Below are 21,031 nucleotides of genomic sequence, written 5' to 3' on the forward strand. Positions count from 1 at the left end.
GGTCGTTGCGCCACACCACAATGAGCTGGTCGCGCGGGCGGCCGCGGTCGGCGAGGCAGACCTCGATACCCTGCGGCCCATGGTGATCGTGATGGCTCCCGGCGCGACCGACAATGACATCGACACGGTGGTCGCCCACATCGAGGCCCATGACGGACAGGCGTTCGTCAGCCGCGGAGTGATGCGCACGATCATCGGCGTTGTCGGCACCGAGGCCGTGCTCGAGACACTCGGCGCCGAGGGGTTGCCCGGCGTCGCCGAGACGATGCGCATCACCGCGCCGTACAAGCTGGTCTCGGCGCAGAATCACGCGAAGCGCACCACGATCCGCGTCGGCGGGGTGCCCATCGGTCCTGACACGTTCACCCTCATCGCCGGCCCGTGCGCCGTCGAGACACCCGAGCAGACGCTCGAGTCGGCGCGGATGGCCAAGCGTGCCGGCGCGACCCTGCTGCGCGGCGGCGCCTACAAGCCGCGCACCTCGCCCTACGCGTTCCAGGGTCTCGGCGTCGACGGCCTGCGCATCCTGGCCGAGGTCCGCGACGAGGTCGGATTGCCGATCGTCACAGAGGTGGTCGATGCGACGAGTGTCGACGTCGTCTGCCAGTACGCCGACATGCTGCAGATCGGCACCCGCAACATGCAGAACTTCGGGCTGCTGCAGGCCGTCGGCTCGTCCGGCAAGCCCGTCATGCTCAAACGCGGACTGACCGCCACCTACGAGGAATGGCTGATGGCCGCCGAGTACATCGCCCAACGCGGCAATCTCGACATCGTGCTGTGCGAGCGAGGCGTTCGCTCCTTCGAGCCGGCCATCCGCAACATGCTCGACGTCTCCGCGGTGCCGATGATGCAGCGGCTCTCGCACCTGCCCGTCATCGTCGACCCGTCACACGCGGCCGGTCGCCGCGACCTCGTCGTCCCGCTGGCCCGCGCCGGCATGGCCGCCGGCGCTGACGGCGTCATGGTCGACGTCCACCCCACCCCCGAGACCGCGCTGTGCGACGGCGCCCAGGCACTGTTCGGCGACGTCCTCGACGAGCTGGCCAAGGCCGTCGTCACGATCCCGCCGGCCCTGGGCCGAACCTCGGCCGCCAATCTGGCCAGCTGACCTCGCCCTCGCTGATCAACAGCGCCGAAACGTCGTCGGACGACGTTTCGGCGCTGTTGATCACTGCTGTGGCGGTCCCCAGCCCTGTTGCGGACCGGCCTGCGGAGGACCGCCCGGCTGTGGACCACTCTGGCCGTACCCGCCGGGCTGTGGACCAGGCTGGCCGTAACCGCCCGGCTGCGGGCCACCCGGCGGGGGGCCGTAACCCGGGGGCGGGTAGTTGGCCGGCGGGCCGCCGTAACCACCACCGCCGTAGGGGTTGGCCAGCTCCTTCTTGTGCCGGCTGCGCTTGATCAGTCCGACGATGAGCAAGACGATCGCGGCGATCAGCAGCAGGACGCCACCGACGATCAGCAAGCCGCCCGCCGCGGTGCCTTTCGCGATGTCGCGGCCGAAGGCGAGCTGCGCCCCGGAGGGCAAGGTCTCCTCGGGCTGCACCAGGATCCGGTAGGTGCCCTCGGTCTTGGCGGTGAACTGCAGGGCGGCCGCTCCCTTGTGCCCACCGGTGTTGTAGGTCAACTTGTCGACCTTGTCGTCGCTGCGATTGCCGTAGGACTTGAAGGTGACTGCTTTGCCGCTCGGATCAGAGATCGCGACTCGGATGTTCGGGATCCGGTCGATGTCGCTGCTGACGTCGCTGGCTTCGTAGTAGCCGACCCACTTACCGGTGCCGTCGATCTTGATCATGCCCGTACCGCTGGAGATGGACACGCGCTGGAAGTCCTCGACCTTGCCGAGTGACTTCTTGGCCAGCACGACACCGCCGATGACGAACAGAATCACGGCGAGGACGAAGAAGATGATCGCCAGCCGCAGCGGGGTGCGACCGCGCAGTTTCGGCTTGCCGGAGCCCTGGTCGCCGGGGTTGCCCGGGCCCGGGTAGGCGGGCTGGTTGGGGTATGCCGAGTAGGTCATGCGCCAGAGTGTGCCCTGTCACCGGCCCGGCGCGAAGCAGGAGAGCGGAGCGTCGGTGTTTGTTCATCGTCCGAGCAGCGGCGCAAGAACCGATATCGCCCGTTCCGTACCGGCGTCGTCGACGTCGAGGTGAGTCACGATGCGCAGGACGCGCGGACCGAGTGCCGACACGAGCACGCCCTCCTCGGCGGCCTTGCTCGCGAGGTCTGCGGCGTCGGTGACAGGTAGCACCACGATGTTGGTGTCGACGGTGGCCGGGTCTACGCCCAGCGCCTCGGCGAGGTGGCGCGCACGCAGGTGGTCGTCGGCGAGCCGTTCGAGGTGGTGATCGAGCGCGTACCGGCCGGCCGCGGCCAGAATGCCGACCTGCCGCATGCCACCGCCGTAGCGCTTGCGCCACACCCGAGCCTCGGCGATGCGGTCGGCCGAGGCCACGAGCACCGACCCGACCGGTGCCCCGAGCCCTTTCGACAAGCACACCGAGACGGTGTCGAACGGCCCGGCCAGCTCGGCGAGCGGCGTGCCGGTGGCAACGTGGGTGTTCCACAGCCGGGCGCCGTCGAGGTGCAGCCCCAGACCGTTGTCGCGAGCCAGGCTTTCTACTGCTGCGAGGCGGTCGGCCGGTTGCACGGTGCCACCGCCGAAGTTGTGCGAGTTCTCGACCGCGACAGCCGCGGTGGACACCTGGTACGGCCCCGCATTCGGCGCGATGATCTCGGCGATCGCGGCCGGGTCGAGCAAGCCGCGAGTGGCCTTCCACGTGCGGAAGGTGATGCCCGAGAACACTGCGGCCGCGCCCAGCTCGGCGCGAGCAATGTGCGCGAGCGAGTCGCACACGATCTCCTGGCCCGGCGGGCACAGCAGGCGCAGCCCGAGCTGGTTGCCCAGCGAACCGGTCGGCACGAACAGGCCGGCCTCGTGACCGAGTAACTCGGCCGTCCGTCGCTCGAGCTCGTTGACGGTCGGGTCCTCGCCGTAGACGTCGTCACCCACCGGCGCGTCGGCCATGGCCGCGCGCATCGCGGGCGTCGGGCGGGTGACGGTGTCCGACCGCAGGTCGACGACCGGGTTCACGCGCCGTCCCTCCGACGTCGCTCCGCGACCAGTCGCTCGGCGACCCGGAAGGCCAGCTCTAGCGATTGTTCGATGTTCAACCGCGGGTCGCACGCCGTCTCGTAGCGCCGGCCGAGGTCGGCGGCGGTGAGGTCGGCCGTGCCGCCGAGGCATTCGGTGACGTCGTCGCCGGTGAGCTCGACGTGCAGGCCACCCGGGTGGGTGCCCAGCTCGGCGTGCACGTCGAAGAAGCCGTCGACCTCGTCGATGATGCGGTCCAGATGCCGGGTCTTGACGCCGTCGGCGGTCTCCTCGGTGTTGCCGTGCATCGGGTCGCAGTGCCAGACGACGAGGTGGCCGGTGGACGTCACCTTCTCGACGATCGCCGGCAGGACGTCGCGGACCTTGGCGTTCGACATCCGGCTGATCAGCGTGAGCCGACCCGGTTCGTTGTCCGGGTCGAGTCGCTCGACGAGTTCGGCGGCGAATTCCGGGCTGGTTGTGGGGCCGAGTTTCACGCCGATCGGATTCGCGATGCGCGAGACGAAGTCGAGGTGCGCGCCGTCCATCTGGCGGGTGCGCTCGCCTACCCACACGAAGTGCGCAGACAAGTCGTAGGCGCGGCCGTCCTCGACCCGGGTCAGGGCGCGCTCGTACTCGAGGATCAAAGCTTCGTGCGACGCATAGAGCTCGACGCCCTCGAGTGCGGCGTCGTGCACGCCGCAGGCCCGCATGAACCGCACGGCACGGTCGATCTCGCCGGCCAGCTTCTCATAGCGGGCGCCGGTGTCGGTGCTGCGGGCAAAGGCGGCGTTCCAGGCGTGCACGCGGTCGAGCGAGGCCAACCCGCCGCCGGCGTAGGCCCGCAGCAGGTTCAGCGTGGACGCTGCGGTGGAGTAGGCGCGCAGGATGCGTCGCGGGTCGGGGGTGCGGTCGCCCGTGAGGTCATTGACCATGTCGCCGCGGTAGGACACCCGCCCGGTGGCGTCGATGTCCGACGAACGCGGTTTGGCGTACTGCCCGGCAATCCGGCCGAGCTTGACCACCGGCATCGAGGCGCCGTAGGTCAGCACCACCGCCATCTGCAACAGGACGCGCGCCTTGCCGGCGATATCGGCCTGCGAACTCGTCAGGAACGTCTCGGCGCAATCGCCACCCTGCAGCAGGAATGCCTCACCCCGCGCAACGTCGCCCAGCCGGGCGCGCAACTGGTCGACCTCGGAGGCGACGACGAGCGGCGGCATGCCTGCGAGGGTCAGCGCGACCTCGCGCAACGCGACCTCGTCGGGCCAATTCGGCTGTTGCGCCGCGGGCCGGGTGCGCCAGGCGTCGAGGCCCAGATCATCGGGGTCGGCGGGGTCGATGCTGAGGTCGGGCAACACGCTGCTCACGCCCTCACTCCGTTCGGGCGGCAAAGCGCCGATGCCGACTTGTTCGCTCCGCAGGCGTCGCTCACCCCTACAGCGTAGGCGTGGCCGCACCTCCACCGCCTTGGCGCCTGTTCTGGTCGTCGACGGGCTGATTCCTGCGACCACTGCGGGCGCCAAGCGGGGGTTAGCGTTCAGGGCATGACGGACGACTTCCATCCGGACCTTCCGCCGCACGCACCACTGCGGCACGTCCCGGCCGCGGACCTCGACAAAGGCACCGCGCAGACCCCGGGGATGCGCCGGCTCGCAGCGATCAGTCACGAGTCGGTCGGGTCGAACGAGCTGTGGATGGGTCAGACGCACGTCGGCCCTGCGCAGCGTTCGGGCGACCACCATCACGGCGAAGCCGAGACCGCGATCTATGTCGTGAGCGGCAAGCCCGAGTTCGTCTTCCTGGATGCAACCTCGGGCGACGAAGTTCGCCTGCAGCCGCAATCCGGGGACTACGTATTCGTCCCGCCGTTCACCCCGCACCGTGAGGAGAACAACGATCCCGACGTCGAGGCGGTGGTGGTCATCGCGCGCAGCACGCAGGAGGCGATCGTGGTGAACCTGCCGTCGTTGCGGGGATGACCGGCCGCGACCGCGATCAGGACGGCCGGGCGCGCAACGCTCGTCCGCGCGACGGCCTGGGTCGCCCGCTGCCCTACGGGGAGGTAGGCGTCCCCCGGGAGCCCGAGGGGGTTCGCCGCAGCCCCGACGAGACCCTGGCTGCAGCCCAGGACCTGCTGGACCACGGGCGCCCGTTCCACGCCCACGAGGTGTTCGAGGACGCCTGGAAGACCGGGGACGACGCCGACGTCGGACTGTGGCAGGCCCTGGCTCAACTCGCGGTCGGGGTCACGCACCGACTGCGTGGCAACGAGGTGGGGGCTGCCCGATTGCTGGAGCGGGCGGCCACCGGGTTGGAGCCGTACACCGACAACCCGCCCCACGGCATCGATGCCACCGGCCTGCGCGCGTGGGCACTCGAGCCGGTCGGCCGGGACGTGCCCAGGCTTAGATGAGCGACGCTTACCGGAGCCCATCGAACAGGTCGTGCTCGGGCAGCGGCGCACTGGTCGTGTCGCGGACTCTGACGAACGTCTCGATGCCCATCAGCTCGGCCAGCCGCTCGACGCCCAGCTTGAGGAAGATGATGTTCTCGGTCTGGCTGGCGTGCTCGGCGAGCGAGTCGTACTTCTGCTTGGCGAAGCCCTTGGTGTCGACCCAGGTCGTGACCTCGTCGTCGGGCAGGCCCATCTCGAATACAGGCGGCTCGTCGCTGGGTTCTTCGTCCCAGTCGACGCCGAGCTCGCGCATGACCCGGCCGAACTCCTCGAACTGCGTGCGGGGCACCGTCGTCCAATAGACCTTCGCCGGCGACTCGGCAGTGTCGAGCAGGTCGAGCGCGGCGACCGTGATGCGGTGCGCCTGGATGTGGTCCGGATGGCCGTAGAAGCCGTTCTCGTCGTAGGTGACGACGACGTCCGGGCGGTAGCGGCGCATCAGATCGGCGAGCCGGGCCGCCGCCTCGTCGACCGGGATGCCCCAGAACGCCCCCGGCGCGGTGTTGGCGTCCCAGCCCATCATCCCGGAGTCGCCGTAGCCCAGCAGTTCGAGGTGGCTGACACCCAGGATCGCCGCGCTGCGTTCGAGCTCGTCGGCACGCGTCGCCACCACGGCCTGGGGATCGTGACCGTCCTCGCCGGGCTTGACGCCGCCGGGCCCGTCGCCGCACCGGCCGTCGGTGCAGGTGACGAGCACGGTACGGATGCCTTCCGCCGCGGCTTTCGCGAACACCCCTCCGGTGCCGGTGGCCTCGTCGTCGGGATGCGCGTGCACGGCCATGAGTGTGAGTTGGCGGGTCATGGGGCCAACCCTAGGGAGCCGGAACCAGTCCCGGCGGCAGCGGTTCACCGTGGACGACGTGCAGTCGCTGGGTGGGGCGGGTCAGCGCAACGTAGAGGTCGTTCACCCCGCGCGGCGACTCGACAACGATCGCCGCCGGCTCGACGAGCACGACACCGTCGAACTCCAGGCCCTTGGCCGCAGCCACGGTGAGCACCGAGACCGGCGACTCGAGGGCATCGGTGCTGGCCGTGACCACCCCCGCGGGCAACGCGGCGCGCACCGCAGCGGCGACACCGGCGTGCGCGGCCCGCGACGTGATCACGGCCAGCGTGCCCTCGCCGGCGCGGCGGTGCTCGTCGGCCACGATGTCGGTCAATTGTGCCGACGTCGCGAGGTCGCCGTCGACGCGGGTGAACTGCGGTTCATCGCGCCCGATCCGCGCTGACGTCGGCGCCCGCACACTGGAGCCGCCGGCCGCGAGCACCGCCGCGGCGAGATCCATCACCTGCTCGGGCGTGCGGTAGTTGACGGTCAGCTCGGCCAAGCGCCAGCGGTCACCGACGTAAGGCTCGAGAACGTCGGCCCACGCGGTGGCACCGGCCGCCGAACCCGTCTGGGCGATGTCGCCGACGATGGTGAACGAGCGCGCCGGGCACACCCGCATCAACAGGCGCCAGGCCATCGGCGACAGCTCCTGGGCCTCGTCGACGACGACGTGACCATACGTCCAGGTACGGTCGGCGCCCGCACGCTCGGCCACGCTGCCCAGCGACCAGCTGCCGCCGTAACGGTTCGCGAGCTCCTCGGCCGTGCCGAACTCGGCCCCGCCGAAGGTGTCCTGTACCTGTTCCGCGTAGGCGATCTCGGCCTTGCGGTCGGCCTCGGCACGCAGCTGCTCGGCCTCGTCGGCGGAGTCGTCCTCGCCGAGCAACTCGGCCGCCTCGTCGAGCAGGGGCACGTCGGCCGCTGTCCACGGCGCGCTGCGATCACGGTGCAGCAGCTCCCGTTCCTCCCGGGTCAGGCTGCGGCCGGCCGCCTCGCCCAGCGTGGCCGGGTTTGCGTAAAGGTCGCGCAGCAGGCGCTGCGGGGTGATCGGCATCCAGAGCAGGTTGACCTCGCGCCGCACGTCCGGGGACTCGAGCAGCTCGGCCTGCAGGGTGGCACGGTTGTCGTCGTCGACCTCGGTGCCGCGGGCCGTCGCCAGCGCTCGGGCGAGGCTGCGCAACACATGTTGGACGAACGTCTTGCGGGCGAGGTTGTGCGGCGCTCGGCTGCGGCGGGCGACCTCACGAGCTTCCCGGACGTAGCGCGGCTGCAGGCGGATCGTGGTGCCGTCGACGTCCATCGCCCGGCCGGTGCTGATCATGCGCTGACGTCGTTCGACCGCGTGCTTGAGCACGGTCGCCATCCGCAGGTCGCCCTTGACGGCGACGACCTCGGGGGCCTCGGTAGCGGTGGCGACGATGCCGGGGTACAGCTCGCCGGGGGTGGACATGACCACGGCGTCGGCCTCGCCGAGGGCGGGCAGCACCTGGTCGATGTAGCGCAGGAACACCCGGTTCGGGCCGATGACGAGCACGCCGGAACGGGCGATGCGCTCGCGGTTGGCGTAGAGCAGGAAGGCAGCCCGGTGCAACGCGACGGCCGTCTTGCCGGTGCCCGGGCCGCCCTGCACGACCAGCACGCCGGCCAATGGCGCGCGGATCACCTCGTCCTGGTCGGCCTGGATGGTGGCCACGATGTCGCGCATCCGGCCGCTGCGCGCGGCGTCGAGGCTGGCGAACAACGCGCCTTGGCCGACCACGACATGATTGCCCTCGACGCCCGAGGCCTCGAAGCCCTCGAGGTCGAGCACCTCGTCCTGGACGTCGGTGACCCGGCGCTTGGAGATGCTGATCTGCCGTCGCCGCAGTACGCCCTCGGGCCGGGCCGCAGTGGCCTGGTAGAACGGCTCCGCCGCAGGCGCCCGCCAGTCGACGAGCAGCTCGTGTCGCGCCTCGTCGGACATCCCGATGCGCCCGACGTAGCGGCGCTGCCCAGTGGCCAGGTCCAACCGCCCGAAGCACAGCCGGTTCTCGACGTCGATCAGCGTGCGGACGCGCTGGCCGTACAGGCGCATGAACGCGTCGCGTTCGCTGCGCGCGCCAGGCGTGCCGACCGTGGCGCTCCGCGCGGTGCGGTCCAGAGCGAGCCGGGCCTGCTCGCGCAGCTCGTCGAGCTGGACGTAGAGCCGGTCGACGTACTCGGCCTCGGCCGCGATCTCACGAGCGCGCAGCGACTCCCCTGCCGACTCCCCCGCCCGGGTCGAATCGTCAGGCACGCTGATTGTTGCTCCTCATGAGGGCGTCAACCCTACCGAGCGGTAGCTGCGCACCCGCAGGCACGATGGGCGGATGCCCCTCGTCGACGAGCTGGCCGCTGCCGGCGTCGGTCCCGGGCGGCTGCTGGGCGTCGCAATCGCCGATGAGGTGGGCCTCGCGGCCGGCGGGCAGCGGTGGAACGCGTCGGTCGATGACCTGGCCGGCGTCGACGCCGCACTGCACCCCCGCTGGACGTGGTGGGGTCGGTCGACCGCTGTGGTGGGACTGCGCCTCAGCGCCTGCTGGGACGTCGCGGCGGTGCACCGGCTCCTCGTCGGCGGGGTGGCCGACGAGCCCGCTCTTGTCTGGGCCACGACGTTCGGGCTAGCCCTGGACGGATTGCCGGCCGACGGTCAGCTCGATTTCGTCAACGCCGGTACTGCCGACGGCGACGAGGACGACCCCGTGCGCCCCGACGGGTACGTGCGCCCCGACTGGGTCGGCGACGGGTGGCACCGCGACGTCGACCGGCCGGCGCGCTGGGCCGAGGTGGCGGTGCGCTGCGCGGAGCGCCAGCGCGCACAGCTCGACGCCCTGGACGCCGGCGGCGACCCCGTGCTGACGGCGTGGTCGGAGTCCGCTGCCGAGCTGCTGTGCGCCGAGTTGGAGGTCGAGGGGCTCCCCATCGACGTCGACGTCGCGGACGAGTTGATCACTGCGATCGCCGGGCCGCGCCCGCGCGACGAGGCCGACGCGACCCGACTGCGCGCAGAGCGCGATCGACGGGTCACGCAGTGGGCCCGCGACGTCGACCTGCGCAACCCGGGCGAGGTCCGCGAGCTGCTTGCCCGCATCGGGGTGGACGTGCCGGACACCCGCTCGTGGCGCCTGGAACCGCTGCGCGACTCACATCCGCTCGTCGCCGCACTGCTCGACTGGCGCAAGGCCGAGCGCGTTGCCACCACCTACGGGCACAGCTGGCTCGCGGCGCACGTGCGCGACGGCCGCCTGCGCGGGCGGTGGAGCGGCAGTGACGGCGCCGCCGGTCGGATGACCGCGCAGGCCGGCCTGCACAACCTGCCCGCCGAGCTGCGGCCGGCCGTCGTGGCCGAACCCGGCCACGCGTTCGTGCGCGCCGACCTCGGACAGATCGAACCCCGGGTGCTGGCCGTCGTGTCGGGGGACGCCGAGCTGGCCCGCGCAGGCGCGGCCGACGACCTGTACGCGCCCGTCGCGCAGCGGCTCGGCGTCGAACGGTCGGTGGCCAAGGTGGCCGTGCTGGCCGCCATGTACGGGCAGACGTCGGGCACGGCCGGCGAAGCGCTGCGCGGACTGCACCGCGGCTACCCGGTGGCGATGCGCTACCTCGACGATGCCTACGAACGGGGCCGGGCCGGTCGCGACGTGCGGACGCACGGCGGGCGCTTGGTGCGGATGCCCGCCCTCGGAACAGGCCTGGACGAGTCAGGCGTACGCGCCGCGCAGGGTGGCCGTGGCCGTTATGCGCGCAACGCCCTCGTCCAGGGTGCCGCGGCGGAATTCTTCAAGATGTGGGCGGTCACAGTGCGAGCCCGGCTGGCCCCACTCGACGCACGCATCGTGCTGTGCCTGCACGACGAATTACTCGTCCACGTCGCCACTGCCGACGCCGACGAGGCGGCCGCACTGCTTCGTTCGTGTCTTGACGAGACCGCGCAGCGGTGGCAACGCGAACGCACAGCCGTGCGTTTCGTGGCTGACATCTCGACCATTCAGCGGTGGTCGCAGGCCAAGGCATAACTCTTGGAGTAGCTGTAATTCAGTGTGCGGCCGCGAAAGCGTCAGAGATTTCCTGGCTGATCCGGCCACGGTCCGAGACCTCGAAACCGTTGTCCCTCGCCCAGGCGCGGATTGCAGGCAAATTCTGGCGACGCGACGCCGCGCCGGACGAGGCCCGCCGGCGGGGGGCGCGAGCCCTTCTTGCGTGCTCGACGTAAGGCTTCAACGCCTTCTCGAGCGCCGTCTTGTTCTTCTTGCTCAGGTCGATTTCGTAGTTGGTTCCCTCGAAGCTGAACGACACGGTCCCCGCCGCGGAACCTCCGTCGATGTCGTCGATGAACTCGGTTGTCGTAACTATTTTCTTGGCCATACCCAGAATAGTGTCGAGCGACGGTTTGAAAAGTCAAACCCGACGCGCGCGCTGGGTTGAAAAACAATACCCCAGCCGCGCTTCTCATAGGTGACCTGAAAGGAGTTTCGTGCGGACCGAAGAAGCTTTGGTCGAGGAGACGTGGGCCGCAGTGGCCGGCGACGCTGCGCGCCCCGACGTGACCGTGAGTGGTGCGCGCGACATCCTGCCCGCGACGCTGCCCACCGGCGCGGCCGCCACCGCAGCAGTGGTGACGGCACTGGCGGCGGCCGCGGCCCTGACGAACGGTCGCGCCGCCTTCGCCACCGATCGCGGGCACATCTCGGACGCTGTGCGCAGTGAACGGGTTGTTCGGACCGACGGTCAATCGACTGGCGCCACGTTCGCGCCGCTGTCGCGGTTCTGGCGAACAGCAGACGGGTTCATGCGCACCCACGCCAATTACCCGTGGCATCGGGACGCCTTGTTGCGAGCCCTCGACCTGTCCATCGAGGCTCGCGTCGACGCGGTAGCAAGCGAGATCGGCCAACGCGTCGCCATCGACATCGAGGAACGGGTGTTCGCCGAAGGCGGCATTGCCGCGCGGGTACGCGAGGAACGCGAATGGCAACAGCACCCACAGGGCGCGGCGGTGTGCGCCGAACCGCTTGTCGGACACGCCATTGTCGGCCCTGCCGGATCGAGAATGCGGTCACACGTCGGGATGCCGGCCGACGGTATCCGCGTGCTCGATCTCACGCGCGTGATTGCCGGCCCGGTGTGCACTCGCTTCCTGGGCGCACTCGGGGCAGACGTACTTCGCATCGATCCGCCCGACCACCACGACATACCACCAGGTATGTTCGCAGACACTCTGCTGGGAAAGCGCAGCGCCGTTCTCGACCTCACCCGGTATACCGACCGGTTGCATGCCCTGCTCGACCACGCCGACGTGTTGGTCTGCGGTTACCGGCCCGGCGCGCTCGACCGTTTCGGGCTCACCGACGAGGATCTCGCCGAACGACACCCCGGGGCGCTGCCAACTGCTCGACCACGGCACCGGCTACCTGGCCGCCGCGGCCGTCCTGGACGGCCTGCGCCGCCAGGACGCCGAGGGTGGCACGGTCGTGCGTCGCCTCTCGCTGGCGCGCACCGCCGCCTGGCTGCTGGCCGCGCCCCCGGGACCCCGCGGCTGTGCCGGCGCCGGTCGCGGCAGCAGGCGAGGCCTGGACGGTGCGCGTCGGCCCGGTGACCGCGGTGGCCCCACCCGGCAGCGTCGACGGGCAGCCGTTGCGCTGGTCCGCGCCGCCGGCCCGCTTCCTCGCCGACGATCCGATCTGGACCTAACCGCGCGGGATCACGGGGCGGCGAAGCCGGCGATCAACGCAGCCATCCGCTCGGGCAGCTCGACGAGCGGCGAATGCCCGCTCTCTGCGAGGATCTCGACCCGCGCACCGGCCGCGCGGTACCGCGGTGCCGAACGCGCTCCGTAGAAGTGGTCGCGTTCCCCCAGGATGACGAGCGTCGCCTTGCCGCTGTCGCGCACCTGGGCGTCGAGCGGGCGGCGCGCCATCCGCGCGCGCCGCTTGGTCAGCACGACCCGGAACATGCCCGGTGTCAGCGCGCGGAAGTCAGCAACAGCCTGCGCCGCGAGCTGGCGTTGGGTCGGCCGGACCCGACCCACGACAGCGCTCAATCCCATCGCCAGCGGCACCGCGGACCGGTACATCGCCGCGCCGAGGACGGGCAGCGTCATCAACCGGTTGCCGCGCGGCAGGACCGCGTCGGAGTAGTCCGGGGCCTGAGTGACGATCACCAGTCCGGTGACCCGGTCGTCGTTCTCGGCCAGCTCGACGGCGACGTCGGCGCCGAAGGAATGACCGACCGCGACCGCGTCGTGCACGTCGAGCTGCTCGAGCACCGCGGCGACGGCCTGCGCCTGGACGGGCGCGTCGGCTGCTGCCCCGCCGGTCGAGCCGTGCCCCAGCAGGTCGACCCGGACGAGCCGGAAGGTGTCGGCCAGCAGGGGCACGACCAGGTCGTACCAGTGCAGCGACCCGCTGAACCCGTGCAGCAGGACCAGCACCCGCCCGTCGGCAGGCCCGTCCTCGCGCACGTGCACCAGACCCGCATATCCCGGAGTCTCGACGGTGAGCAGGGAGCCGCTGGGTGTTCGCACCCTCCCATTGTGTGACCCGCGGGCTACCGTCGAGGAAATGGTCAGGGCTTCGGCGGCCCACTGCCCGAAACCGGCGCCGACCCGGTCGCCATCGTGGAGCTGGCGAGCGAGGCCGAACCGAGGTTGCTGGCAAGTCAATCCGGCCGCCGGGTGTCGGTAAGCAATTGGATGACCAGCGCCGAGAACGTCCACCGCACCATCGATGCCGTCCGTCGAACAGTCAGTCACTCAGTCAGTCGATGATGACGTCAGCGATGACCGGCCAGTGATCGCTGGGTAGCCGGCCGCGGGGCCGGTCGTGCCCGATCCACGCCGACGCTGCGTGCACGCCGGGGCCGGTGAGGACGTAGTCGATGCGTTTGCGGTCGTGGGCGCCGGTGAACGCGTGCTCGGTGCCGCCGGCGTCGACGGGCAGCGTGTCGGTCCACCCCGCCGCGTGCAGCGCCTGCAGCGGCGCCGATGTCGGCACCGCGTTGAGGTCGCCGGTGATCACCCATGGACGGTCGTTCTCGGCTGCCAGCCACCCGGCGAGCAGGAGCGCACTCTCGCGGCGGGACTTGGGGCCGCGATGGTCGAAGTGCGTGTTGGCCACCCCGAGCACAGTGGCCTCGTGCCGCAGCCGCGCCAACGTCACGACGCGTGGGTGGCTCGCATCCCACCCGATCGAAGCGGCGACATCGGGGGTCTCGGACAACCAGCGGGTCTCGCTGGACTCGACGACCCAGCCATCGGGGGCCACGAGCACCGCGGCGCGCTCTCCCCCGCCGTCGGCGTCGCGTCCGTCACCGGCAACCGTCCAGGTGCTGAAGGCGCGGCGGACACCGCGCAACTGCCCCGGCCGGACCTCCTGCAGTCCGACGATGTCGGCGCTCACACCACGGATGGCGTCGAGGCAGGCCGGGCGCCGGAACCACCAGCGGTTCCATCCGTCGCGTCCCGCCGAGGTGCGGATGTTGAAGCTGGCGATCCGCACCTGCACGCTCATCCCCGCATCCTGCCCGCCACCGCCCGCCGGGTCCCGCACAGCGCCGGGGCTGTAAAGATGATCGTGGCGCTCCGCTGGAACGCCTCTCGCTGGAGGTGGTTCGGTGCGTACTCGACTGCTGGCAACGACGCTCGGCCTGGCCGCGGTCACGGTGCTCGCCGGCTGCTCCGGATCAAGCGGTAGATCGAAGACGTTCGCGGCGGGCACGACGCCGGCAAGCACGACAGCTGTCGCCCCGGCACCGTCCGCCGCGTCGTCGAGCGCCGCCACGCCAACCAGCGCGACGTTCCCGTCAGCGGCGGCGACACCGGCCCCGCAGTACTACGTCTCCCTCGGCGACTCCTATGCCGCCGGCTATCAGGGCATCGGACGCAACGAGGGCCGGACCACAACGAACGGCTTCGCGTACCAGGTCGTCACGAAAGCCAAGGCGAAGGGTTACGACTACCGGCTCGTCAATTTCGGGTGCGCCGGAGCGACCACGCAGACGATGCTCTCGAGCGCAGGCTGCCGGCGTGGCTTCACCGGCCCCGGCGCCCCGCAGTACTCGACTACCCAGACCGCAGCCGCAGTGGCATTCATGAAGGCGCATCGCGGGCATATCGCGCTCGTTACCGTGTCGATCGGCGGCAACGACGTCATCCCCTGCGGCGTGCGCAGCGATGCCCTCAGCTGCCTGACGACCAGCATCGGGAAGGCCCGCACCAACCTGAACTCGATCCTGCAGCAGGTGCGCGCCGCGGCCGGATCGAGCACCCGCATCGTCGGCACCACCTACCCCGACGTCCTGCTCGGCAACCTGCTGTCCAAGGACGCAAGCCTGCGCTCGCTGGCCTCGCTCTCGGTCACCGCCTTCAAGTCCCTGATCAACCCGCAGCTGCAGCAGGCCTACCAGGCGGTCGGCGGCCGCTTCGTCGACGTCACGGCAGCATTCGGCAGCTACGGTTCGCTGACACAGACCACGTCGTTGCCCCCGTACGGCAACATCCCGGTGCCGACGGCCAAGATCTGCTCGCTGACGTTCTACTGCGCGTACCAGGACATCCACCCGCGCACGCCCGGTTACGCGATCATCGCCGACCTGGTCACCGCCACCCTGCCCCGTCAGTGAGCGACGCCTGCGGAGCGAACGGGCGGCATGGCGCCTCTGGCGGCCCGAACGGAGTGAGGGCGTGAGCGACGCCTGCGGAGCGAACCGGCGACATGGCGCCTTCGGCGGCCCGAACGGAGTGAGGGCGTGAGCGACGCCTGCGGAGCGAACCGGCGGCATGGCGCCTTCGGCGGCCCGAACGGAGTGAGGGCGTGAGCGACGCCTGCGGAGCGAACCGGCGGCATGGCGCCTTCGGCGGCCCGAACGGAGTGAGGGCGTGACGTCCGCCTATTCACGGTTGGCGCGGGCCGGCACGCTCTCTGGCCCTGGCCGTCGACACGGCGGTGGGCGCCGCGACGAACGCCGACGCCGATGCTTTTGCCGACGCGCTCGTGGACGTGCACAAGCTCGACCGCGAGCAATTACTGGTCCTGCTCGGCACCGCTACCCAGGAGCTACTGGAGCGCGCCGCCCCGGACGGCCTGGACGCCGAGGAGGCCGAACGCATCCTGCGCGGCTGCCTGCACGCGGCAGCGCCCTGGTACGACGCGCTCGACGGCACCGCCCTGCTGCACGCATTCACCGCCGGCGTGGGTGTCGGCGAACCCGACGACGGTGACGACGCCGTCGCGCGGCCGTCGCCCGACGCGGTCCTGGCGCACGGCCTGCTGCTGGTCGCGTACCTGAGTTCGACGACCGAGACCCCCCTGCCCGAGGTGCTCGACCACGCGTTGGGCGAGCTGCGGCGCGCCCAGACGATCGAGATGCCGTAGTCGAGCAGTAGTTTGCTTCTGTGCAGACCGTCTCGCTCACCATCGAGCAGTCATGGGGTCTGGCCGGCGCGCTCATGGGCGCCGGGGCGGTGCTGGCCGTCGTCCCCAATCGGCACGCCCGGACCGTCGGCGCGTTCGCGCGTGAGATCTCGATCATCGGTTTCCTGTACGGGTTGTGGCACTACGTCGGCACCCTCGCCGCGGCCGGCACGACCGGTGCCTCCGCCCATGCGCGCACCATCGAACGGATCGAGCGCGACCTGCACCTACCGTCCGAGCGGTGGACCCAGCACCTGGTGCTGGGCCACCCGCTCGTCGTGCAGGCCGCCAATCTCTACTACGCGACGATGCACTTCACCGGCATGCTGCTGTTCCTGCTCTGGCTGTTCGTACGACACCGGGATCGGTACCGCCCGATCCGCCAGGTGATGGCCTGGACCACGCTGGCCTGCCTGCTCGTCCAGCTGATCCCGGTGGCTCCCCCGCGGATGATGCCAGGCGTCGTCGACACCGCGCTGCGCTACAACCAGTCCGTCTACAGCAACGGACTGGCTGCCGACCAGCTGTCCTCCATGCCGTCGGTGCACGTCGCTTGGGCCGTGCTCGTGGGCTGGTACGTGTGGCGGGTCAGCCCGAGCCGCTGGCGCTGGATCGGCCCGGCGCACGCGGTGCTGACGGTGCTCATCGTCGTCGTCACCGGCAACCACTACTGGCTCGACGGCATCGTTGCCGCGCTGCTGCTGGCGGCCTGCGCCTGGGGGGTGGCCGGCATCCAGGCCGCGTGGCGGTTGCTGCGCGCGCGACTCGTCCGCTCGTCAGAGCCGTACCTGACGCTCGTATAACTCCTCGTAGTGCGGCCGGCTGCGTTCGACGGCCGCGCGGGCAGGGCCGGGCAGGTCGACGGCGGCCCGCGGCCGGTGCGGCGCCCACACGCCGTCGGAATCGCGCGGCCCGGCCGGGCAGGTCAGCATCGCGTCAGTGAAAGCAACGCCGACGTGCTCGCACAGCCAGCGCAGGTGTCCTTCGGGGTTGCGCAGGAAGTCGGCAGCGTCGATCACCGGGACGTCCGCACCCAGCAGGTCGGCGAGCTTTCTCTGCTGCACCAACCCGATGTCCTCGGCCACGACGTCCGCGCGCGAGCGCACGTACGACGCCACCACCTCGGCCGGGTCGCGGACGAGCAGGACGTTCGTGAGCTCGGCGATCCAGTCCCGTGGCAACTCGGGGGATCAGGTGGTGGGTCATGTGCTTCTGGTAGTAGACGCCGTTGGTTGGGGCTACCAGGTCATCCACGACGGCCCGCCAGTCCGTGGTGCCGGCCGCGATCACGTCCTCGCGGCCGGGATGGTTCAGGCCCGTCCGGTCGAGGTAATCGTCCGGCCGTCGACCGTGTGCACCGGCACGACGCCGGCGAACGTGCCGGTCACGAACGCCTCGTCGGCGCTATAGACCTCGGTGAGGCTGAACGACTTCTCCCGCGCCGGGATGCCGGCGTCGCGCACACCCGCAGGACATTGCCGCGGGTGATGCCGCCCAGGCAGTACATGCCGCTCGACGTCCACACCTCGTCGCCGCGCACGACGAAGAAGTGCGTCGAGTTGCAGGTGGCGACGAACCCGTGCGGGTCGAGCATGAGCGCCTCGTCGGCACCGGCGGTGTAGGCCTGGATGCACGCGGTGATGTCGTTGAGCTTGCTGTGCGCGTTCAGCTTGGGGTCGAGGGCGACGCGCGGCGCACGTGCACGGTGAACAACGACAGGCCGCGTTCGACGGTGGCCGGCAGCGGGTCCTTCCACTCGGCGATGATCACAACGGTGGCCGGGCCGGCCGTCATCCGCGGGTCCTGGTGCGGCGTCGACTTCGGGCCGCGGGTGACCATCAACCGGATGTGCGCGCCGTCGCCGGTCATTGCATTGGCCCGCAGCGTGTTGTCGATGCGCTCGGCCATGTCGTCGCGGGTCATCCCGATGTCGAGCATGATCGCCGCCGCGCCCTCCCACAGCCGGTCGAAATGCAGGTCGAGGAACGCGGGCCGGCCGTCGGCCACCCGCAGGCCCCTCCGACACGCCGTCGCCCAGCACGAAGCCCGCGTCGAAGACGCTGACCACGGCCCGCTCGCGCGAAACGAGCTCGCCGTTGACCTTGATCAGGATCGTGGCGTTGCGCGGGTCGTGGAGGAAGTCGTGGGTGCCGTGAGCTGCAGTCATGCGACGGCGCAGCCGGAGCAGGTCACATGGACATGGCCTTTGGCGGCCGAAGCGAAGCGGAGGTCGATCATCCTGTCATCATGGCGTGGTGTCGGCCCGCTGTTGCGTCATCGCGTCGGCAGTGCTTGTCGCCGCGCTCAGCGCTGGCTGCTCCTCGACCCCGCAGCCTGCCAGGATCACGACCGCCGCCTCGTCGTCGCCCGCGACCGTCGCGACCCGATCAATGACCAAACGGGCGAAACCCGCACCGTCGACCGTGGTGTCGGCCCGGGCACGACGAGCCGGGCTCGTCGAGATCCACAGCGTCGTGCCCGACGCGATCGTCGATCTGCGGTACACGACGAGCAACAACTTCACCCACGTCCGGCTGTATCCGAAGTCGGCGCGCTGCCTGGTGCACACCAGCATGCGCGCCGGCCTGCGTACTGCGGCGAAGCGGTTGCGGGCGCAGGGATACCGCCTGGTGTTCTGGGACTGCTACCGCCCGCACTCGGTCCAGGTACGGATGTTCCACATCGTGTCGAACCCGGAGTTCGTGGCCCGGCCGGGGCCGTACGCGCGCAGCCACGAGGCCGGCCGCTCGGTCGACGTCACCCTGTCGAAGGGCGAGCACCTGGTGAGCATGGGCACCGGCTTCGACAACTTCACCGCGCGGGCCCATGCGTACGCCACCAGCGGGGTGAGCGTGACGGCGCGAGCACACCGCCGGGTGTTGCGGATGGCGATGGCCGCCGGTGGCCTCACCGTCTACGTCGGCGAGTGGTGGCACTTCGACGGCCCCGGCGCGGACACGCCGCGGCCGATCCTCGGTGCACCGCTGCACTGAGGACCTATCCGGGTAAGCCGTACGACGAGAACCAGGCGAGAGGACGGCGGCGTGGACACCACCCAGCTCGAAAAGATCCGGTCCGGACGCGGCTTCTTCGCCGCCCTCGACCAGAGCGGCGGCAGCACCCCCAAGGCGCTGGCCGAGTACGGCATCGACGAGAGCCGCTACAGCAACGACGACCAGATGTTCGACCTCGTCCACCAGATGCGCACCCGCATCGTCACCGACCCTGCCTTCGACGGCGAGCACGTGCTGGCTGCGATCCTGTTCGAGCAGACGATGGACCGTGACGTGCACGGCGTCCCGACCGGCCACTATCTGTGGGACGAGAAGCAGGTCGTACCGATCCTCAAGGTCGACAAGGGCCTCGCCGACGAGGAGCACGGCGTCCAGCTCATGAAGCCCATCGACACCCTGGACGAGCTGCTCGAACGCGCGAACCAGCACGGCATGTTCGGCACCAAGATGCGTTCGGTGATCAAGGATGCCGACAAGGACGGCGTGGCTGCGATCGCCGATCAGCAGTTCGAGGTCGGCGCGCGCATCTCGGCCGCCGGGCTGGTGCCCATCCTCGAGCCGGAGGTCAGCATCACCAGCCCGCACAAGGCAGAAGCCGAGGCGCTGTTGCACGACGCCCTGCGCACCCGGATCGACGCACTGCCCGAGGACGCGGTGATCATGCTCAAGCTGAGCATCCCGACCCAGACCGGCCTGTACGCCGACCTCGCCGCCGACCCCCGCGTGTTGCAGGTACTTGCGCTGTCCGGCGGCTACGACCGCGACGAGGCGTGCGCCAAGCTGGTCGAGGACCACAGCATGATCGCCAGCTTCTCCCGCGCCCTGCTCGAGGGGATCAGCGACCAGCAGTCCGACGAGGAGTTCAGCGCGACGTTGGCTGCGTCGGTGCGCCAGATCTACGCCGCGTCGGTGCAGAAGGTCTCGCACGACTGAGGCGGGTCAGCGGACGTCGTAGGCGACTGCTGGTCGACGCCAACGCCAAGCAGGGATCAGTCAGCAGCGTTCCCTGCGCATTGGCGTGAGGCGCGGTGCCTACCCAGGTCGCGCCGACACCGCCGAAGCCAGCAATGTCCGTACCCAGTGACGATGTTGACAGTAAACGGGGCCCGCCGATACCTGGCAGGACGCGCAGTATGCACCGCTGGGCGCTTCAGTCCTCTGCCAGCTCCTTCAGATTCAGTAGCTGACGCCGCGCCATCACGAGGTCGCCCAGTGACACCGCCGGAGCCAGCAGGCGCCCGCGCGCCATAACGATCTTGAGCAGCAACCGGGTTTCGTCACCGCCCGGAACGAGGACGTACGACATCACCGCGCCGAGAATCGCGCCGGTGTACTGCTCCCCCGGCACGACTGACAGCACACGGCCGACCGGCCGGCCGGCAGTGGCCGTAAAGGCCTCCCCCGCCACCGGGTCGGGCAGCGCCCGCAGCTGCCGCGGTGAGCGCCGGCCGAGATTGTCGACCCAGTCGTAGGAATACGGCGCGAGCCGCAGCTGGATTACCCACGGCCAGACCAGCGAGGGCGCGGCCCCCACTGTGACACCGCGCCACGCCTGCAGGACCGGATCGGCAACGAACTCGTCGCACGGATAACGCCGCGCGACTTCCGCGTCGCTCACGCCCCAGCGATCACCCAGCACCAGACCGATGCTAGGGGTCCGACGTTGGCGGGCCGCAGGCCGTCGCCAATCGCGTACTCGGAGCTTTCGGTTCGGGCGGTGCGGTTCGGCTTCCCATCGGAGTGCGCGAAGAATGCCTGAGAGAAGGCAATTCGGGCCGGGTGATTCGAAGGGAAACGCGCGGGTAGCGACACGGTATGCGGCGCACACGCGACTGGCGCACATGACCATCAGCGACCACCGCACGGCGATGGCGAAGTTGAAGGCCGTCGCTAAGGCGGACGGTGTCACCCTTCCTGCCAAGCCCAACGCCCAGCAGCATGCGGCGGCGGCCACGGAGCTCACCGCGAAGCGCCCCGCCCTGACCTACTTCGAGCTGCAGGTCGCAGGGCACGAGCAGTCGATCGCGCAGACGAAGTACGAGATCAAGCGCGGGTCGAAAGCAAACGTGGTGGCCTACGCCAAGTACTACCTGCCGGTGGCCGAGATGCACCTGACGATGTCGAAGGCCTACCTGAAGCGTCTCGAGAACAGCTGACGCGACAGACCTGCTAGTTGTCCGCCCGTCGCGACCTCACCCGGGT

At 70.3% G+C, this 21,031-nt stretch carries 21 protein-coding genes and 2 pseudogenes; 11 read left to right on the forward strand and 12 right to left on the reverse strand.

Annotated features, from left to right (window positions below; genetic code table 11):
• Nucleotides 1–79: 79 nt before the first annotated feature.
• The gene (gene aroF, locus ACFFC4_RS04570) at nt 80–1,111 is read left to right on the forward strand and encodes a 3-deoxy-7-phosphoheptulonate synthase (RefSeq protein WP_375498230.1); all 1,032 of its coding nucleotides are present in this window, start codon (nt 80–82) and stop codon (nt 1,109–1,111) included.
• A 60-nt stretch (nt 1,112–1,171) separates the two neighbouring features.
• Here aroF and ACFFC4_RS04575 read toward each other — a convergent pair whose 3' ends face one another.
• The 3 genes from ACFFC4_RS04575 to ACFFC4_RS04585 form a co-directional block, all read right to left on the reverse strand.
• On the reverse strand, nt 1,172–2,026 hold the full coding sequence (locus ACFFC4_RS04575; RefSeq protein WP_375498232.1) for a hypothetical protein: 855 nt from the start codon (nt 2,024–2,026) through the stop codon (nt 1,172–1,174).
• Nucleotides 2,027–2,089: 63 nt separating this feature from the next.
• A complete protein-coding gene (locus ACFFC4_RS04580) occupies nt 2,090–3,046 on the reverse strand; it encodes a threonine aldolase family protein (RefSeq protein WP_375498613.1) in 957 nt (318 codons plus the stop codon).
• A gap of 50 nt (nt 3,047–3,096) precedes the next feature.
• Complete coding sequence (locus tag ACFFC4_RS04585; protein WP_375498234.1) at nt 3,097–4,470, reverse strand: class II 3-deoxy-7-phosphoheptulonate synthase; 1,374 nt, start codon at nt 4,468–4,470, stop codon at nt 3,097–3,099.
• Between the two features lie 177 nt (nt 4,471–4,647).
• Here ACFFC4_RS04585 and ACFFC4_RS04590 point away from each other — a divergent pair, with 177 nt between their 5' ends.
• Complete coding sequence (locus ACFFC4_RS04590) at nt 4,648–5,082, forward strand: cupin domain-containing protein (RefSeq protein WP_375498236.1); 435 nt, start codon at nt 4,648–4,650, stop codon at nt 5,080–5,082.
• On the forward strand, nt 5,079–5,516 hold the full coding sequence (locus ACFFC4_RS04595) for a DUF309 domain-containing protein (RefSeq protein WP_375498238.1): 438 nt from the start codon (nt 5,079–5,081) through the stop codon (nt 5,514–5,516). The genes ACFFC4_RS04590 and ACFFC4_RS04595 overlap by 4 nt, the downstream gene beginning before the upstream one ends.
• 7 nt (nt 5,517–5,523) lie before the next feature.
• Here the strand turns inward: ACFFC4_RS04595 and ACFFC4_RS04600 are convergent, their stop codons facing one another.
• Together ACFFC4_RS04600 and ACFFC4_RS04605 are read right to left on the reverse strand one after the other, a co-directional pair.
• Nucleotides 5,524–6,360 (reverse strand): PIG-L family deacetylase, encoded by an 837-nt coding sequence (locus ACFFC4_RS04600; protein WP_375498240.1) that lies wholly within the window; start codon nt 6,358–6,360, stop codon nt 5,524–5,526.
• A gap of 10 nt (nt 6,361–6,370) precedes the next feature.
• Nucleotides 6,371–8,662, reverse strand: a complete 2,292-nt coding sequence (locus ACFFC4_RS04605; protein WP_375498242.1) for a HelD family protein — start codon at nt 8,660–8,662, stop codon at nt 6,371–6,373.
• Between the two features lie 73 nt (nt 8,663–8,735).
• Between ACFFC4_RS04605 and ACFFC4_RS04610 the strand changes: the two genes are divergently transcribed.
• Complete coding sequence (locus tag ACFFC4_RS04610) at nt 8,736–10,421, forward strand: DNA polymerase (RefSeq protein ID WP_375498244.1); 1,686 nt, start codon at nt 8,736–8,738, stop codon at nt 10,419–10,421.
• 19 nt (nt 10,422–10,440) lie between these two features.
• On the opposite strand, the gene ACFFC4_RS04615 is transcribed toward ACFFC4_RS04610, so the two are convergent.
• Nucleotides 10,441–10,770 carry an Lsr2 family protein gene (locus ACFFC4_RS04615; RefSeq protein WP_375498246.1) on the reverse strand — a complete coding sequence of 110 codons (330 nt, stop codon included), beginning with the start codon at nt 10,768–10,770 and terminating at the stop codon, nt 10,441–10,443.
• A gap of 109 nt (nt 10,771–10,879) precedes the next feature.
• On the opposite strand from ACFFC4_RS04615, the gene ACFFC4_RS04620 reads away from it, so the two are divergent.
• Complete coding sequence (locus tag ACFFC4_RS04620) at nt 10,880–12,001, forward strand: CoA transferase (RefSeq protein ID WP_375498248.1); 1,122 nt, start codon at nt 10,880–10,882, stop codon at nt 11,999–12,001.
• 105 nt (nt 12,002–12,106) lie between these two features.
• On the opposite strand, the gene ACFFC4_RS04625 is transcribed toward ACFFC4_RS04620, so the two are convergent.
• Nucleotides 12,107–12,928, reverse strand: coding sequence for an alpha/beta fold hydrolase (locus ACFFC4_RS04625; protein WP_375498250.1), 822 nt, complete (start codon nt 12,926–12,928; stop codon nt 12,107–12,109).
• A gap of 232 nt (nt 12,929–13,160) precedes the next feature.
• Nucleotides 13,161–13,913 (reverse strand): endonuclease/exonuclease/phosphatase family protein, encoded by a 753-nt coding sequence (locus ACFFC4_RS04630; protein ID WP_375498252.1) that lies wholly within the window; start codon nt 13,911–13,913, stop codon nt 13,161–13,163.
• A 103-nt stretch (nt 13,914–14,016) separates the two neighbouring features.
• Between ACFFC4_RS04630 and ACFFC4_RS04635 the strand changes: the two genes are divergently transcribed.
• The 3 genes from ACFFC4_RS04635 (at nt 14,017) to ACFFC4_RS04645 (ending at nt 16,618) form a co-directional block, all read left to right on the forward strand.
• Nucleotides 14,017–15,024: an SGNH/GDSL hydrolase family protein gene (locus ACFFC4_RS04635; RefSeq protein WP_375498254.1), complete on the forward strand. Its 1,008-nt coding sequence runs from the start codon at nt 14,017–14,019 to the stop codon at nt 15,022–15,024.
• Nucleotides 15,025–15,347: 323 nt separating this feature from the next.
• Nucleotides 15,348–15,776, forward strand: a complete 429-nt coding sequence (locus ACFFC4_RS04640; protein ID WP_375498256.1) for a hypothetical protein — start codon at nt 15,348–15,350, stop codon at nt 15,774–15,776.
• Between the two features lie 20 nt (nt 15,777–15,796).
• On the forward strand, nt 15,797–16,618 hold the full coding sequence (locus ACFFC4_RS04645; RefSeq protein WP_375498258.1) for a phosphatase PAP2 family protein: 822 nt from the start codon (nt 15,797–15,799) through the stop codon (nt 16,616–16,618).
• On the opposite strand, the gene ACFFC4_RS04650 is transcribed toward ACFFC4_RS04645, so the two are convergent.
• The 3 genes and pseudogenes from ACFFC4_RS04650 to ACFFC4_RS04660 form a co-directional block, all read right to left on the reverse strand.
• Nucleotides 16,592–16,996, reverse strand: a complete 405-nt coding sequence (locus tag ACFFC4_RS04650; RefSeq protein ID WP_375498260.1) for a hypothetical protein — start codon at nt 16,994–16,996, stop codon at nt 16,592–16,594. The genes ACFFC4_RS04645 and ACFFC4_RS04650 overlap by 27 nt on opposite strands.
• Nucleotides 16,997–17,048: 52 nt before the next feature.
• Nucleotides 17,049–17,105 (reverse strand): annotated as a pseudogene (locus ACFFC4_RS04655) (hypothetical protein); the annotation flags it as partial.
• Nucleotides 17,106–17,125: 20 nt separating this feature from the next.
• Nucleotides 17,126–17,982 (reverse strand): annotated as a pseudogene (locus ACFFC4_RS04660) (aminotransferase class IV).
• Between the two features lie 223 nt (nt 17,983–18,205).
• Between ACFFC4_RS04660 and ACFFC4_RS04665 the strand changes: the two are divergent.
• A complete protein-coding gene (locus ACFFC4_RS04665) occupies nt 18,206–18,808 on the forward strand; it encodes a M15 family metallopeptidase (protein WP_375498262.1) in 603 nt (200 codons plus the stop codon).
• A 51-nt stretch (nt 18,809–18,859) separates the two neighbouring features.
• A complete protein-coding gene (locus tag ACFFC4_RS04670; RefSeq protein WP_375498264.1) occupies nt 18,860–19,762 on the forward strand; it encodes a fructose bisphosphate aldolase in 903 nt (300 codons plus the stop codon).
• 217 nt (nt 19,763–19,979) lie between these two features.
• Here the strand turns inward: ACFFC4_RS04670 and ACFFC4_RS04675 are convergent, their stop codons facing one another.
• Entirely contained in the window at nt 19,980–20,468 is a 489-nt protein-coding gene (locus ACFFC4_RS04675) for a polyketide cyclase (protein ID WP_375498266.1), read from the reverse strand.
• Between the two features lie 112 nt (nt 20,469–20,580).
• Between ACFFC4_RS04675 and ACFFC4_RS04680 the strand changes: the two genes are divergently transcribed.
• Nucleotides 20,581–20,985: a DUF4142 domain-containing protein gene (locus ACFFC4_RS04680; protein WP_375498268.1), complete on the forward strand. Its 405-nt coding sequence runs from the start codon at nt 20,581–20,583 to the stop codon at nt 20,983–20,985.
• Nucleotides 20,986–21,031 lie beyond the last annotated feature (46 nt).

This window comes from uncultured Jatrophihabitans sp. (assembly GCF_964244045.1).
Lineage (GTDB): Bacteria > Actinomycetota > Actinomycetes > Mycobacteriales > Jatrophihabitantaceae > Jatrophihabitans.

Bases quoted from the DNA above. Each gene is read 5' to 3' on its own strand.
- aroF (WP_375498230.1), top strand. From the start codon at position 80: ATGGTGATCGTGATGGCTCCCGGCGCGACCGACAATGACATCGACACG.
- ACFFC4_RS04575 (WP_375498232.1), bottom strand. From the start codon at position 2,026: ATGACCTACTCGGCATACCCCAACCAGCCCGCCTACCCGGGCCCGGGC.
- ACFFC4_RS04580 (WP_375498613.1), bottom strand. From the start codon at position 3,046: ATGCGCGCGGCCATGGCCGACGCGCCGGTGGGTGACGACGTCTACGGC.
- ACFFC4_RS04590 (WP_375498236.1), top strand. From the start codon at position 4,648: ATGACGGACGACTTCCATCCGGACCTTCCGCCGCACGCACCACTGCGG.
- ACFFC4_RS04595 (WP_375498238.1), top strand. From the start codon at position 5,079: ATGACCGGCCGCGACCGCGATCAGGACGGCCGGGCGCGCAACGCTCGT.
- ACFFC4_RS04600 (WP_375498240.1), bottom strand. From the start codon at position 6,360: ATGACCCGCCAACTCACACTCATGGCCGTGCACGCGCATCCCGACGAC.
- ACFFC4_RS04610 (WP_375498244.1), top strand. From the start codon at position 8,736: ATGCCCCTCGTCGACGAGCTGGCCGCTGCCGGCGTCGGTCCCGGGCGG.
- ACFFC4_RS04615 (WP_375498246.1), bottom strand. From the start codon at position 10,770: ATGGCCAAGAAAATAGTTACGACAACCGAGTTCATCGACGACATCGAC.
- ACFFC4_RS04630 (WP_375498252.1), bottom strand. From the start codon at position 13,913: ATGAGCGTGCAGGTGCGGATCGCCAGCTTCAACATCCGCACCTCGGCG.
- ACFFC4_RS04665 (WP_375498262.1), top strand. From the start codon at position 18,206: ATGACCAAACGGGCGAAACCCGCACCGTCGACCGTGGTGTCGGCCCGG.
- ACFFC4_RS04680 (WP_375498268.1), top strand. From the start codon at position 20,581: ATGCCTGAGAGAAGGCAATTCGGGCCGGGTGATTCGAAGGGAAACGCG.